Origin of the sequence: Blastococcus sp. TBT05-19, from assembly GCF_003319095.1 — a bacterium.
Lineage (GTDB): Bacteria > Actinomycetota > Actinomycetes > Mycobacteriales > Geodermatophilaceae > Blastococcus.
Genome location: NZ_QOHI01000006.1, coordinates 260097 through 274012 on the forward strand (window position 1 = coordinate 260097; position 13916 = coordinate 274012).

The window sequence follows — 13916 nt, forward strand, 5'->3', positions numbered from 1 at the left end:
TCCCGGCTCCGGCGCCCTCGCCGGCCAGCGAAGTGTCGTACACCCCGGGGACACTGATCACGTGCCCGACCGTCCGACCCCAGAGACCGGTGCAGAGACCGGTACCGCGACCGGCGCGCTGACCCGGTTCTCCGAGCCCACCCGGGCCTGGTTCACCGGTGCCTTCGAGCGCCCGACGGCGGCCCAGGACGGTGCCTGGCAGGCCATCAGCAGCGGCGAGCACGCACTCGTCGTCGCGCCCACCGGCTCGGGCAAGACGCTCGCCGCGTTCCTCTGGTCGCTGGACCGGCTGGCCGCCTCGCCGCCGGTCGACGAGGCGTCCCGCTGCCGGGTCCTCTACGTCTCCCCGCTCAAGGCGCTGGCCGTCGACGTCGAGCGCAACCTGCGGGCCCCGCTGACCGGCATCGGGCAGGCCGCGGCCCGGCTGGGGCTCCCCCGGCCGGAGATCAAGGTCGGCATCCGCTCCGGCGACACCCCCGCCGACGAGCGGCGCACCTTCACCCGCAAGCCGCCGGACATCCTGATCACCACGCCGGAGTCGCTCTTCCTGCTCCTCACCAGCGCGGCGCGAGAGGCGCTGCGCAGCGTGGAGACGGTGATCATCGACGAGGTCCACGCCGTGACCGACTCCAAGCGCGGTGCGCACCTGGCCGTCTCCCTGGACCGCCTCGACGAGCTGCTGGAGCGGCCCGCGCAGCGGATCGGCCTGTCCGCCACCGTCCGCCCGATCGAGGAGGTCGCCACCTACCTCGCCGGAGGGCGGCCGGTGCAGGTCGTCTCCCCCGGCTCGACCAAGGAGTGGGACCTCTCGGTCGTGGTCCCGGTCGAGGACATGAGCGAGCTGGGTCAGCCGACCGGCGAGCTGGAGGGGTCGGCGGCGGGCAACCAGCCGCGCAACTCGATCTGGCCCGCGGTCGAGGAGCGGGTGCTCGACCTCGTCGAGGCGCACCGCAGCACCATCGTGTTCGCCAACTCCCGGCGCCTCGCGGAGCGGCTCACCAGCCGGCTCAACGAGCTGGCCTACGAGCGGCAGACCGGCGAGCCCGTGCCACCGGGCACCAACGCGGCCGCGCTCATGGCGCAGGCAGGGTCCGGCGGCGGGCTCCCCGAGGCGTTCCAGCCGGTCGCCGCCGCCCACCACGGATCGGTCTCCCGCGAGCAGCGGGCCATCGTCGAGGAGGCGCTGAAGTCCGGACGGCTGCCGGCCGTCGTCGCGACCTCCAGCCTGGAGCTCGGCATCGACATGGGCGCGGTCGACCTGGTCGTCCAGGTCGAGGCGCCGCCCACCGTGGCGAGCGGGCTGCAGCGGGTCGGCCGCGCCGGCCACCAGGTCGGCGCGGTGAGCCGTGGCGTCCTCTTCCCCAAGTACCGCGGTGACCTGGTGCAGTGCGCGCTGGTCGCCGAGCGGATGAAGGGCGGCGCGATCGAGTCGATCCGCTACCTGCGCAACCCGCTCGACGTGCTGGCCCAGCAGATCGTCGCGATCGTCTCCGAGCGCCCCCGCACGGTCGACGAGGTCGGCGCCCTGGTGCGGCGGTCGGCGGCCTTCTCCTCGCTGCCGGAGTCCGCGCTCCAGGCGGTCCTCGACATGCTCGCCGGGCGCTACCCCTCCGACGCCTTCGCCGAGCTGCGCCCGCGCCTCACCTGGGACCGGGTCACCGACACCCTCACCGCCCGGGCCGGGGCCCAGCGCCTCGCGGTCACCAGCGGCGGCACCATCCCCGACCGCGGCCTCTTCGGCGTCTTCCTCGTCGGCGCCGAGGGCACCGGTGGGAAGCGGGTCGGCGAGCTGGACGAGGAGATGGTCTACGAGTCCCGGACCGGCGACGTCTTCCTCCTCGGCTCCTCGTCCTGGCGGATCGAGGACATCACCCACGACCGGGTCCTGGTCACCCCTGCGCCGGGCCAGCCCGGGAAGATGCCGTTCTGGCACGGCGACGCCCCCGGGCGCCCGCTGGAGCTCGGCCGCGCGCTGGGCGCCTTCCTGCGCGAGGTCGGGTCCGCGACGCCGGAGGCCGGGCTCGAGCGGGCCCGCGCGGCCGGGCTCGACGAGTGGGGCGCGGCCAACCTCGCCGCGTACCTGGGCGAGCAGAAGGCGGCCACCGGCCACCTCCCCGACGACCGCACCCTGCTGGTCGAGCGGTTCCGCGACGAGCTCGGCGACTGGCGGATCGTCGTCCACTCCCCCTTCGGCGCGCAGGTCAACGCACCCTGGGCGCTGGTCCTCGCGGCCCGGCTCCGCGAGCGGTACGGCGTCGACGTCTCCTCGATGCACTCCGACGACGGCATCGTGCTGCGGCTGCCCGACACCACCGGCGAGCCGCCCGAGGGCGATCTCGCCGTCCTGGACCCGGACGACGTCGAGCGCGAGGTCACCGCCGAGGTCGGCACCTCGGCGCTGTTCGCCAGCCGGTTCCGCGAGTGCGCCGCCCGCGCGCTGCTGCTCCCCCGGCGCGACCCGCGCCGCCGCACCCCGCTGTGGCAGCAGCGCCAGCGCGCCGCCCAGCTGCTGAGCGTCGCCAGCGAGTTCTCCTCCTTCCCGATCACGCTCGAGGCGGCCCGCGAGGTGCTGCAGGACGTCTACGACGTGCCGGGGCTGGTCGAGCTGATGCGCGACGTGCGCGCCCGCCGGGTGCGGGTGGTCGACGTCCAGACCGAGTCGGCGTCGCCGTTCGCCCAGTCCCTGCTGTTCGGCTACGTCGGGCAGTTCCTCTACGAGGGCGACGCCCCGCTGGCCGAGCGCCGCGCGCAGGCCCTCGCGCTGGACACCGGCCTGCTCGCCGAGCTGCTCGGCCGCTCCGAGCTGCGCGAGCTGCTCGACGCCGAGGCGATGGCCGAGATCGAGTCCGAGCTGCAGCGGCTGCCCGAGCAGCGGCACCCGCGCGACGTGGACGGCGCGGGTGACCTGCTGCGCGTCGTCGGCGACCTGACCGCGACCGAGGCCGCCCGGCGCGGCGCTCCGCAGGCGTGGCTGGACGAGCTGGTCGCCGCCCGGCGCGCGCTGGTGGTCCGCATCGCCGGCGAGGAACGGTACGTCGCCATCGAGGACGCCGGCCGGCTCCGCGACGCGCTCGGCACCGCCCTGCCGGTGGGCGTGCCGGAGGCGTTCACCGAACCCGTCGCCGACCCGCTGGGCGACCTCGTCGGCCGGTACGCACGCACCCACGGGCCGTTCCAGCCGCAGGAGGTCGCCACCCGGCTCGGGCTCGGCATCGCCGTCGTCACCGCCACGGTGCAGCGGCTCACCGGCACCGGACGGCTGGTCTCCGGCGAGTTCCGCCCCGGGGGCAGCGGTCAGGAGTGGTGCGACGCCGACGTGCTGCGCTCGATCCGCCGGCGCAGCCTGGCCAAGCTCCGCCAGGAGGTCGAGCCCGTGCCGACCGGGACCCTGGCCCGGTTCACCCCGTCCTGGCAGTCGGTGGGGAGCAAGCTGCGCGGCGCCGACGGCGTGCTCGCGGTCGTGGAGCAGCTGGCCGGCGCCCTCGTGCCGGCGAGCGCGCTGGAGTCGCTGGTGCTGCCGACGCGGGTGCGCGACTACGCCCCCGCCATGCTCGACGAGCTGACCAGCGCCGGGGAGGTGCTGTGGGCGGGTGCCGGCGGCCTGCCCGGCGGCGACGGCTGGATCAGCCTGGTGCCCGTCGACCTGGCACCGCTGCTGCTGCCGGAGCAGCTGGAGGTGGCCGGCGAGGGCCAGCCGGTGCTGGACCTGCTCGCCGGTGGCCAGGCGATGTTCTTCCGCGGCGTGTCCGACGCGCTCGGCGCGACCGACGACGCGGCGCTGGCCGACCTGGTCTGGGATCTCGTGTGGGCCGGCGCGCTGACCAACGACACCCTGGCGCCGCTGCGCACCCGCCTCGGCGGAGGGGGCACCCACAAGCGCGCCGCCGCGCCGCCGCGGGTCACCCGCAGCCGGTACGGCCGCCCCCGCCTGGGTCGCGCCGCGATGCCCACCCGGGGCGGTCCGCCCACGGTGGCCGGGCGCTGGTCGCGGCTGCCCGACCGGGAGGCCAACAGCACCCGGCGCACCACCGCGCGGGCCGAGGCGCTGCTCGAGCGGCACGGCGTCCTCACCCGGGGCGCGGTCATGGCCGAGCAGGTCGCCGGCGGGTTCTCGGCGGTCTACCCGGTGCTGCGGGCGTTCGAGGAGAACGGGCGGGCCCGGCGCGGCTACTTCGTCGAGACCCTCGGCGCCGCGCAGTTCGGCACTCCCGGCTCGGTCGACCGGCTGCGCAGCTTCGCCACGCCCGACCGCGTCCCCGCCGGTGCGGTGGTGCTCGCCGCCACCGATCCGGCCAACGTCTACGGAGCGGCGCTGCCGTGGCCCGACCGGACGGTCGCGGGCGACGGCGAGGCGGTCGACCTGGGCGAGGGCACCGGCGGCACCCGGAAGTCCGGGCACCGGGCCGGCCGCAAGGCGGGCGCGCTGGTCGTCCTGGTCGACGGCGAGCTGGTGCTCTACGTCGAGCGCGGCGGCAAGACGCTGCTGTCCTGGACCGAGGACGAGCAGACCCTCAAGGAGGCGGCGACGGCGCTGTCCGGCGCCGTGTCGGCGGGTGCGCTCGGCCGGATGGTCGTGCAGAAGGCCGACGGCGCCTCGGTGCACGAGTCCACGCCGCTGTCCCAGGCGCTGCAGACCGCCGGTTTCGCCGCCACCCCGCGAGGACTCCGCCTGCGCGGCTGACCCGCCCCGCCGTCCCGGCCCCGCGAGGTCCGGAGGCGGCCACCAGACCGGCGAGAGGACGATGAGCACGTGCCCGAGGGAGACACCGTCTGGTTGGCGGCCAAGCGCATGAACCAGGCGCTGGCCGGCGCCACGCTGCGCCGGGGCGAGTTCCGCCTGCCGCAGCTCGCGGCGCTGGACCTCACCGGCGCCACGGTCCGGGAGGTCGTCCCCCGCGGCAAGCACATGCTGATCCGGCTGGCCGACGACCGCACCCTCCGCACGCACTACCGCATGGACGGCAGCTGGCACATCTACCGGCCGGGCACCCGGTGGCGCGGTGGACCGGCGTACGACGTGCGCGTCGTGCTGGCCACCGACGAGTGGGAGTGCGTCGGATACCGGCTGCACGACGTCGAGTTCGTCCCCACGTCGCAGGAGGACCAGCTGGTCGGGCACCTGGGTCCCGACGTCCTCGGCCCCGACTGGGACCTGGAGGAGGCGCTGCGCCGGCTGCGTGCCCACCCCGACGAGCAGGTCGGCGTGGCGATCCTGGACCAGCGCAACCTGTGCGGCCCCGGGAACCTCTACAAGGTGGAGGCGCTGTTCCTCACCGGCCTGCACCCCTGGGCGCGGGTGGCCGACGTCGACGACCGCCTCGAACCCCTGGTCAACCGGGTGCGCACGCTCATGCTGGCCAACCGCGACCGCCCCGAGCAGAGCACCACCGGCGACCTGCGCAAGGGCTACGACCACTGGGTGTACGGCCGGAAGGGGAAGCCCTGCCGACGGTGCCGCACGCCGATCCTCATGGGCGACCAGGGCCCGCACCTGCAGGAACGGGTGACCTACTGGTGCCCGCGCTGCCAGGCCGCCCGGTCCCCCATCGACCCGCAGGCGCGCACCGGGGAGCCCGGCCGGCCGCGGCCGATCGCCACGCCCGGCTGACCCGGACGCCGCGCGGCGGCCTCCGGATCGCCGGAGAGCGCCGCGCGGTGGGTGCCCGCGGACGGGCGGGAGGTCAGGCGGGCTCGGGCCGCTCGGCCGGCGTCGCCTCGGGCTGCGCGACCGGCTCGGCGGCCGGTGCGCCCTTCTCCAGCGCCGGCGACGAGGTGCCCTCGACCGCGGCCGGCCCGCCACCCATCGAGGCGCGGATCTGGTCCAGTCGCGAGGCCCCGGCGACGTCGAGGGTCGCCTTCTGCACCTCGAGCATCCGGCCCTCGACCGAGGTCTGGGCCAGCTCGGCCTGGCCGAGCGCGTTGGCGTAGCGCGCCTCGATCTTGTCCCGCACCTCCCACAGCGACGGGGTGTTGCCCGGGGCGGAGAGCTCGTTGACCTGGCGCAGCGAATCGGCCACGTGCTCCTGCATCTTGGCCTGCTCGAGCTGGCTCATGAGCTTGGTCCGCTCGGCCAGCGTGGTCTGCAGCCGCATGCGGGACTGCTCCACCGCGCCGCGCGCCTGCTCGGCGGCCTGCAGCGCCTCGTCGTGGCTGCGCTTGAGGTCCTCCATCGACTGCTCGGCGGCGACCAGCTGGGTGGCGAATGCCTGCGCGGCCTGCTCGTACTCGCCGGCCTTGGCCGCGTCGCCCTTGGCCCGCGTCTGGTCGGCGAGCACCAGCGCCTGCCGGGCGGAGGCCTGGAGCTTCTCCACCTCGCCGAGCTGGCGGTTGAGCCGCATCTCCAGCTGGCGCTGGTTGCCCAGCACGGCCGCGGCCTGGTTGGCCAGCGCCTGGTGCCGCTGCTGCTCGGCCTCGATGGCCTGCTGGATCTGGATCTTGGGGTCGGCCCGCTGGTCGATCTGCGCGTTGGCCGACGCGGAGAGGTACTTCCAGAGCTTCACGAACGGGTTGGGCATGGGGATGGGTCCTCCTGCTCCGGCACGGCGGCCGGCCCGGCGATGCGCGTCACCGACCATCGTCCCAGGTGATCACCATCCGCACCCGACGCAGGCCCGCGGAGCCGCCGCTAGGGTTCGGGACGTGCAGCCCGGCAGCCCCTCCCTGTGCGTCCTCGGGGAGCTGGTCGTCGACCTGCTGCCCGTTCCGGAGGCGGGTGCCGGCCCCGAGGGCACGGCCCCCCAGTACGTCGCCCGCCCCGGCGGGAACGCGCTCAACGTGGCCGTGGCCGCCGGCCGGCTCGGCGCCCCGGTCCGGCTGCTCGCCCGGCTGGGCACCGGCCCGCTGGCGGTGCACCTGCGCCGGCACGCCGAGCTCGCCGGGGTCGACACCACCGGGTTCGTGGACGCCGAGGAGCCGATCAGCCTGGCCGTCGTCGGGGTCGGTCCCGACGGCTCCCCCGACTACGGCTTCCACGTGCTGGGTGCGGCCGACTGGCAGTGGACCGACGACGAGCTGGCCCGGGTCCTCCCGGCCGACGTCGGCGCCGTGCACGTCGGCTCCATCTCCAGCTGGACCGAGCCCGGCAGCACCGCCATCGCGGGCCTGGTCGACCGGCTCTCGGGCACGGCGCTGATCAGCGTCGACCCGAACATCCGGCCGATGCTGGCCGACGGACCGGTCGGTGCCACGCTCGGCAACGACCGGGCCGCCGTCACCCGGCGCCTGGACGCTCTGGTGGCCGGCGCCGACCTGGTCAAGGTCAGCGCCGAGGACCTAGCCTGGCTCGAGCCCGGCACTGCCGACCTGGACGACGCCGTCCGCCGCTGGGCCGACCGCGGGCCCGCCCTCGTGGTGCTCACCGACGGCGGGGCGCCGCTGCGGATCGCGCGACCCGGCGGCCCGGTGCTGCGGCGGGAGATCCCGCGCGTCGACGTCGTCGACACCGTGGGGGCCGGTGACTCCCTGGCCGCCGGGCTGCTCACCGGACTCCTCGACGCCGGCCTGGCCAGCCGCGCCGCCCTGGCCGGCGCCCCGGACGAGCAGCTGCTCGCCCTCGTGGACGACGCCGCCCTCGTCGCAGCCCTGAACTGCACCCGGGTGGGCGCCGACCCGCCGACCCGCGCCGAGCTGGACGCCGCCCGGTGACCGGCGAGCTCCGGCTGGTCGGCTTCGAGGAGCTCTCCGCCGGTGCCCTGCTGGGCCGGCTGCTCGACCGCCGGGCCGAGTTCTGGTCCGGCTCCGTGCTGGACGACGACGCCGTGCGGGCGCTGCACGACCCGGTCTTCTTCCACCAGCTCGGCGGCTTCGGCGCGGTCGCCCTGACGCCGTCGGACGACGACGCCGGCTACCTGCTCGGCGTGGTCAGCGCCGACCGGCTGGCCGTCGTGCACGCCGTCGCCGTGCACCCCGACTGGCGGGGACGGGGCGTCGCGAGCCGGCTCCTCACGCGTTTCGCGGACCTGGCGGCCGGGGTCGGGGCGCGGGCGGTGCAGGCCGTCGCGCTGCCCGGGGACCCGGCGGCCCTGGCGCTGGCCGCCTGCCTGGGGGCCTCCCCCGCGCCCTCGCCCGGTCACGCGGGTCCGGGCGCCGACCGCGTGGTGCTCACCGGCCGGCTGCCGCTCGGCTGACTCAGTGCGGCGGTCGCAGGACCGCGGCCAGCGCCGCCGCCTGCCGCCGTCGCCCGGTGGTCGGACCCGGCTGGAGGACGACGCCCAGCAGCCACCGCCCGGCCAGCTCGGCGGCGTCGTCGTCGACCCCGAGCAGGCCCGCCAGCCACCCGGTGAGCTCGGTCCAGCGCTCGGGGCGGAGCACGACCAGCCCGGCCAGCTCCTCGGGCTCCGACGCCGCCAGCCGGCGCAGCACCGGGTGGGTGGCGAGCTCGTCGGCGAGCGCGACCAGCGCCTGGTCCGGGGGCAGGTCGGCGGCGACGTCGGTCAGCCGGACGATCTCGGCGGAGAAGAGCGCCCGGGCGACGTCGTCCTTGGTGCGGAAGTAGTTGTAGAGCGTGCCCTTGGCGACGCCGGCCGCGGACGCGATCGACTGCATGGTGCTGCGTCGCAGGCCCTGCTCGGCGAAGGCGCGGGCGGCCCCGTCGAGCAGCCCGGCCCGCGTGCGGGTCACGCCGGGATCAGGCGGCGAGCGACACCGCGTCGCCGCGGCGGTGGGCCGTGCGGCCCTGCGCACCCGCGCCGACCAGGGCGAGGGCCGGCTCGGCGGCCGGGGCGGCCTGCTCGGGGACCGCGACGGTCTCCTCGCGCGGCTCCGCCGTGGGCGCCAGCGGGCGCACGGCGGCACCGGCCGCGGCGACCCGCAGCTCGAGGCTGACCTCGGCAAGGAGATCGGCGAGCTCCACCTCGAGGGCGTCGCAGATCGAGGCGAGCAGCTCCGAGGAGGCTTCCTTCTGACCGCGCTCGACCTCGGAGAGGTACCCGAGGCTGACCCGGGCGGCGCCGGAGACGTCGCGCAAGGTGCGGTGCTGACGCAGCCGGTGGCCGCGCAGGGTGCTCCCGAGCTGGGTGCGCAGCAGCGTCATGGCCGTCTCCTGTCCTGCTTGCGGGGAAGCGGCGGTGCCGTGAGGCACCGTGCGCTCACGGTACGCGGCCGGTGCGCCGAGAGCTTGCCGACGGGGCCGAGTCCGCTGATGGCGTAACGCCCGCACCGGGGGCCGGCTTCCCGGCGGGCGCTCACCCGAGCCGGTCGAGGAGGCCGCCGAACGCCGCGGCGACGGCCCCGGCGCGCACGGCCGGCCGGTCGCCGGGCAGGTCCAGCTCGATCACGCCGGTGCGCCCGCCGTCGCTGATACCCAGGTAGACCCGACCCGGCCGGTGCCCGTCGACCGGATCGGGCCCGGCGACGCCGGTGAGCCCGACGCCCCAGGTCGAGGCGCACCGCGCCCGGATGCCCTCGGCGAGCGCGGCGGCGGTCTGCGGGCTCACCGGTCCGTGCTCGGCCAGCAGGTCGGCCGGGACGCCGGCGAGCGCGGTCTTCAGGTCGGTGGCGTAGACGACGGCGCCGCCGCGCAGCGTGGCGCTCGCGCCGGGCACCGAGGCCAGGGTCGCGCAGAAGAGCCCCGCCGTGAGCGACTCGGCGGCGGCCACGGTCTCCCCCCGGGCGAGCAGCGCGCGGTGCAGCCGGACGGCCGGGTCGGGATCGGGCTGGGCGGTCACGGGGTCATCCTGACCGGTCCCGCGCATCGACGCCTTCCCCGCCGGACCTCGGCTCACTAGAGTCCGATCCCGTTCATCGGGGGAAGCGAGCTCCCTACCCGGGAGGCACGGGATGAACGTGTTGGTCTCCGCTGCCGCGCGCGCCGGCCCGGGCCCGGCTGCGCCCGTCATCCGGGTGCTCGGCGGGCTGTCGCTGGTCGTCGCCGGCCGGATCGTCGCCGTACCGCCCGGGAGCCGGCGCCTGCTGGCCTACCTGGCGCTGCACCCCGCCGGCGTCGACCGCCGGTCGGCCGCGGGCGTGCTGTGGCCGTCGGTGTCCGACGGGCGAGCCGGCGGGAACCTCCGCTCGGCGCTGTGGCGGCTGCAGCAGGTGGGCTGCGCGCTGGTGCGGTGCGATCCGTTCACCCTCGCCCTGGACGACGCCGTGCGGGTGGACCTGCAGGAGCTCGAGGCGTGGGCCGACCGGGTGCTCGGTGGCAGCGCGACGGCCGAGGACCTCGCCGTCGCCCCCGGGCCGATCGCCGACCTGCAGCTGCTCCCCGGCTGCTACGACGACTGGGTCCTGGCGCTGCGCGAGCGGCTCGGCCTGCGGATGCTGCACGCGCTCGAGGAGCTCGGCCGCCTCCTCCGGGCGGCCGGCCGGGCCGGCGCCGCCGTGGAGGCCGTCCAGGTCGCGGTGCTGGCCGACCCGCTGCGGGAGAGCGGCCAGCGGGCGCTGATCGAGGCGCACCAGGCCGCCGGGGACTGGGCCGCCGCCCGCCGTCAGTACGACAGCTTCCGGGGCATCCTCCGGCGGGAGATCGGGGTCGAGCCGAGCCCCGAGCTGACCGCGGTGGCGACCCGCCGGACGTCGGTCCCTGCGACGCGCGTGTGACGCCTCGGTGACGCCGCCGGTGCCACGGTGCCAGCGCATCCGTCATCGCACGTGACCAGCGGCGGGTGCCCCACCCCCGCGAGGAGCTGATCACCGTGACCGTCGTCGAACCCAATGCCGCCCCCCTGACCGCCGACGACGGCGGCGTCCCCCGCGACGCCGGCCTCCCGACCGAGGACGCCGCAGCGGCTCCCCCCGGGCACGTCGCGGACCCCGGGTCCGCCGGGATCCCCGAGCTGTCCGCCGACGGGTTCGAGGCGCACGCCGGGCGGATGGGCACCGCCGTCGAGGACTGGCTCGCCGACCACACGGCGTCCGAGGCGGGCCGCCCGATCGGTCCCATCACCCCGATCCCGATCCCGGACCGGCCCGTCCTGCCGATCCGCATGCGCCAGGCCAGCGGCCGCTACCGCTCACCGGCCGGCGGCTTCCAGCTCGAGCTCCGGGTCGACGTCGACGGTCGCCGGCCGCTCCGCAAGCTCAGCGGCGACTACGTCACCGCCTCGGGAGCGACCACGAGCTACTTCGGCTCCTGGACCGTCGACGCGGCCACCGTCTCCGTCGTCAACGGCAACCTCGTGGCCGTGGGCACCGCCCGCTGCACCTGGCCGACGACGTACACCGTGGCACGGGTGACCGTGCCCCGGCGCACCATCTTCCAGCCCGCCGCGCCCGCGACCATCCAGTGGTCCACCCCCAGCGGGGCCGTCGGCGGCACCTACGTGTGCGCGCCCGAGGGCACGGCGATGCGCGTGGTCGAGCTGGAGGAGGACATCGAGGCCGGGGTCACCCCGTTCGCCGCCTACGACACCGGGTCGCTGCCCAGCGGCGGCCCGGCGCGGACGCTCACCGCGGCCACCGCGTACGGGGAGGCGGGCATCCAGGTGCTCGACACCGGCGGCCGCAACACCCTCGCCACCCCGGCCGGGCACATCTGGAACAACGCCAGCCTGCACGGGGCGATGACGGCGCACTTCTCCCGCTGGCAGGAGCGGGCGCAGTTCAAGGTGTGGCTGCTGCACGCCCAGCGGCACGAGCTCGGCACGGGGCTGCGCGGCATCATGTTCGACCAGCAGGGGCTGCAGCGGCAGGGCTGCGCCAGCTTCTACCAGGTCATCCAGGCCGGGACGCCGCAGAACCTGCGCGAGCAGCTCTACGTCGCGGTGCACGAGCTCGGGCACTGCTTCAACCTGTTCCACTCGTTCCACAAGAACTTCATGACGCCGCCGCTGCCCAACCGGCCCGGCTCGCTGTCCTGGATGAACTACCCGCAGAACTACAACCCGGGCACCGGCGCCCCCAGCGGTGCCGCCGCCTTCTGGGGCGCCTTCCCGTTCCAGTTCGACGACCTGGAGCTGGCCCACCTGCGGCACGGCTTCCGCGACAACGTGATCATGGGCGGCACGCCGTTCGGCACCGGAGCCGCGCTCGAGATGCCGGTGCAGCCCTCCGACCCGGTCACCGACACCAGCGGCCTGCGGCTCGCGGTGCGCACCTCGCCCGCGCGGCCGGTGCTGGGGACACCGGTCGTCCTGGAGCTGGAGCTGACGGTCGACCGCGGCCAGCTGGTGCACCCGGCCGAGCTCCTGCACCCCAAGTACGGCCTGGTGCAGGTGACGATCAGCCGGCCCCGCGGCGACACCGTCGTCCACCGGCCACCGGTCCTGCACTGCGCCGATCCGCAGCTGGTCGCCGCCCGTCCGGGCCAGGTCCTGCCGGTCAGCGCCTACATCGGCTACGACGCCGCCGCCGGCCAGGTGTTCGAGGACCCGGGGACCTACCGGATCCGCGCCTCCTACACCGCGCCCGACGGCTCCGTCGTCGTCTCCGACAGCACGATGGTGCGGGTCTGGGGCGCCGGCGGCGCGGAGGACGGCGCCGTGGCCGAGCTGCTGCTCGGCGACGAGGTCGGCATGGCCATGACCCTGCTCGGCAGCGACGCGCCCGCGCTGGCGACCGGCATGGCGGCGCTCGAGGAGATCGCCGAGGAGCACGCCGAGCACCCGGACGCCGTCTACGCCCGGCTCGCGCTCGGCGTGAACGCCGCGCGACCGTTCACAGCCGTGCGGGACGACGGCTCGGTGTCGGTGCGCGAGCGCGACCTGGACCGGGCCGACTCGCTGCTCCGGCCGGCGATCGACGCCTCCCGCGGTGCGGGCGGGCTCGACGACCTGACGCTGGTGCAGGTCATGGGGTACCTCGCCCGCAGCCACGCCGCGGAGGGCGACCGCCACGGGGCCCGCGACCTGCGCGGTGACGCCGCGCGGATCGCCGAGGAGAAGCAGCTGCCCGGCGCCGCGCTGGGCATGCTCGCCACGGACGAGGAGGACTGAGTCGCCGAGACCCGGGGCCGGGAGGAAGGCGCTTCCTCCCGGCCCCCGGGGAGCGCACGATGACCGCTGTGAGCGAGCCGGGCGTCCTGGAGCTGGGCACGGGCTTCCGGGACGACGACGTCAGCGTGCTGGTCGACGGCCGCGAGGTGTGGTCGGCGGCCGGGGTCACCACCGACTACTCGGTCGGGCTGGCCGCCGTCGTGCCGCTGCCGGCGACGGGCCCGGGCGAGATCGAGGTGCGCGTGGGCGACCGCGCCCGGGGCACCCGGCAGGTGCAGGGGCAGGCCGCCGCGGGGCCGCTGCGGCTGCGCTGCGACCTCGACCCGGCGGGCGCCATGGCGCTCGGCACCGCGCCGGAGGGGCCGGTCTTCTAGGCGGCGGTGTCGGTCCGGGTGCCGGTACCGGTGCTCGGACCGGCCGCGCGACGCGCGGCGGCGGCACGCATGGCCCGGGCGCTGGTGCGGCGCAGCGTGACGGCGCGGTAGACGTAGTCCAGCCCGCTGAGCACCGTCAGCAGCACGGCTGCGGCCATGACCCACCAGCGCGCGGAGGCCAGCACCCCGGACAGCGGGAGGATGTAGAGCGCGATGGCCAGGGACTGCACCACGGTCTTCGCCTTGCCACCCCGGCTGGCGGCGATGACCCCGTGCCGGATGACCCAGAACCGCAGCAGCGTGACGCCGACCTCGCGGACCAGGACCACGATCGTCACCCACCAGGGCAGCAGCCCCAGGATCGACAGGCCGATCAGCGCGGTGCCGGTGAGCGCCTTGTCGGCGATCGGGTCGGCGAGCTTGCCGAACTCGGTGACCTGGCCGGTCTTCCGCGCGATCATGCCGTCGTAGCGGTCGGTGATGATGGCCAGCCCGAAGACCAGCGCCGCCCAGTAGCGGTCGCGGTCGTCCAGCCCGTCGTCCTGCAGGAGCAGCACGGCGAAGACCGGGACGACCAGCAGTCGCAGCACGGTCAGCGCGTTGGGCAGGTTGACCACCTTGACCGACTGCGGAGGTGTCGCAGCCGGGTCGGGGGCGACGTCGGTCACCG

The 13916-nt window shown here is 76.0% G+C and carries 12 protein-coding genes; 7 read left to right on the forward strand and 5 right to left on the reverse strand.

Annotation, left to right across the window (positions count from 1 at the left end):
* The first annotated feature begins 61 nt into the window (after positions 1-61).
* Positions 62-4681, forward strand: coding sequence for an ATP-dependent helicase (locus DQ244_RS16835; protein WP_199580445.1), 4620 nt, complete (start codon positions 62-64; stop codon positions 4679-4681).
* Between the two features lie 69 nt (positions 4682-4750).
* Positions 4751-5608 carry a DNA-formamidopyrimidine glycosylase family protein gene (locus DQ244_RS16840; RefSeq protein ID WP_113812642.1) on the forward strand — a complete coding sequence of 286 codons (858 nt, stop codon included), beginning with the start codon at positions 4751-4753 and terminating at the stop codon, positions 5606-5608.
* Positions 5609-5681: 73 nt separating this feature from the next.
* Here the strand turns inward: DQ244_RS16840 and DQ244_RS16845 are convergent, their stop codons facing one another.
* Complete coding sequence (locus DQ244_RS16845) at positions 5682-6515, reverse strand: PspA/IM30 family protein (RefSeq protein WP_113812643.1); 834 nt, start codon at positions 6513-6515, stop codon at positions 5682-5684.
* A 124-nt stretch (positions 6516-6639) separates the two neighbouring features.
* Between DQ244_RS16845 and DQ244_RS16850 the strand changes: the two genes are divergently transcribed.
* Both DQ244_RS16850 and DQ244_RS16855 read left to right on the forward strand, forming a co-directional pair.
* Positions 6640-7644, forward strand: a complete 1005-nt coding sequence (locus tag DQ244_RS16850) for a PfkB family carbohydrate kinase (protein WP_233491679.1) — start codon at positions 6640-6642, stop codon at positions 7642-7644.
* Positions 7641-8126, forward strand: coding sequence for a GNAT family N-acetyltransferase (locus DQ244_RS16855; RefSeq protein WP_158544598.1), 486 nt, complete (start codon positions 7641-7643; stop codon positions 8124-8126). Before DQ244_RS16850 ends, DQ244_RS16855 begins: the two co-directional genes overlap by 4 nt.
* A 1-nt stretch (position 8127) precedes the next feature.
* On the opposite strand, the gene DQ244_RS16860 is transcribed toward DQ244_RS16855, so the two are convergent.
* From DQ244_RS16860 to DQ244_RS16870, 3 genes are all read right to left on the reverse strand, one after another.
* The gene (locus tag DQ244_RS16860) at positions 8128-8619 is read right to left on the reverse strand and encodes a helix-turn-helix domain-containing protein (protein WP_113812645.1); all 492 of its coding nucleotides are present in this window, start codon (positions 8617-8619) and stop codon (positions 8128-8130) included.
* A gap of 7 nt (positions 8620-8626) precedes the next feature.
* Entirely contained in the window at positions 8627-9031 is a 405-nt protein-coding gene (locus DQ244_RS16865) for a helix-turn-helix domain-containing protein (RefSeq protein ID WP_113812646.1), read from the reverse strand.
* Between the two features lie 151 nt (positions 9032-9182).
* The gene (locus tag DQ244_RS16870) at positions 9183-9665 is read right to left on the reverse strand and encodes a CinA family protein (RefSeq protein WP_199580446.1); all 483 of its coding nucleotides are present in this window, start codon (positions 9663-9665) and stop codon (positions 9183-9185) included.
* 112 nt (positions 9666-9777) lie between these two features.
* Here DQ244_RS16870 and DQ244_RS16875 point away from each other — a divergent pair, with 112 nt between their 5' ends.
* The 3 genes from DQ244_RS16875 (at position 9778) to DQ244_RS16885 (ending at position 13246) form a co-directional block, all read left to right on the forward strand.
* Entirely contained in the window at positions 9778-10539 is a 762-nt protein-coding gene (locus DQ244_RS16875; protein WP_113812648.1) for a BTAD domain-containing putative transcriptional regulator, read from the forward strand.
* A gap of 95 nt (positions 10540-10634) precedes the next feature.
* Positions 10635-12872 (forward strand): hypothetical protein, encoded by a 2238-nt coding sequence (locus DQ244_RS16880; RefSeq protein ID WP_147251554.1) that lies wholly within the window; start codon positions 10635-10637, stop codon positions 12870-12872.
* 59 nt (positions 12873-12931) lie between these two features.
* Positions 12932-13246 carry a hypothetical protein gene (locus tag DQ244_RS16885; protein WP_147251555.1) on the forward strand — a complete coding sequence of 105 codons (315 nt, stop codon included), beginning with the start codon at positions 12932-12934 and terminating at the stop codon, positions 13244-13246.
* Here DQ244_RS16885 and pgsA read toward each other — a convergent pair.
* Positions 13243-13914, reverse strand: coding sequence for a CDP-diacylglycerol--glycerol-3-phosphate 3-phosphatidyltransferase (gene pgsA, locus DQ244_RS16890; protein ID WP_233491680.1), 672 nt, complete (start codon positions 13912-13914; stop codon positions 13243-13245). The genes DQ244_RS16885 and pgsA overlap by 4 nt on opposite strands.
* Positions 13915-13916 lie beyond the last annotated feature (2 nt).

Coding starts and splice junctions, on each gene's coding strand:
- DQ244_RS16845 (WP_113812643.1), bottom strand. CDS start 6,515: ATGCCCAACCCGTTCGTGAAGCTCTGGAAGTACCTCTCCGCGTCGGCC.
- DQ244_RS16865 (WP_113812646.1), bottom strand. CDS start 9,031: ATGACGCTGCTGCGCACCCAGCTCGGGAGCACCCTGCGCGGCCACCGG.
- DQ244_RS16875 (WP_113812648.1), top strand. CDS start 9,778: ATGAACGTGTTGGTCTCCGCTGCCGCGCGCGCCGGCCCGGGCCCGGCT.
- DQ244_RS16885 (WP_147251555.1), top strand. CDS start 12,932: ATGACCGCTGTGAGCGAGCCGGGCGTCCTGGAGCTGGGCACGGGCTTC.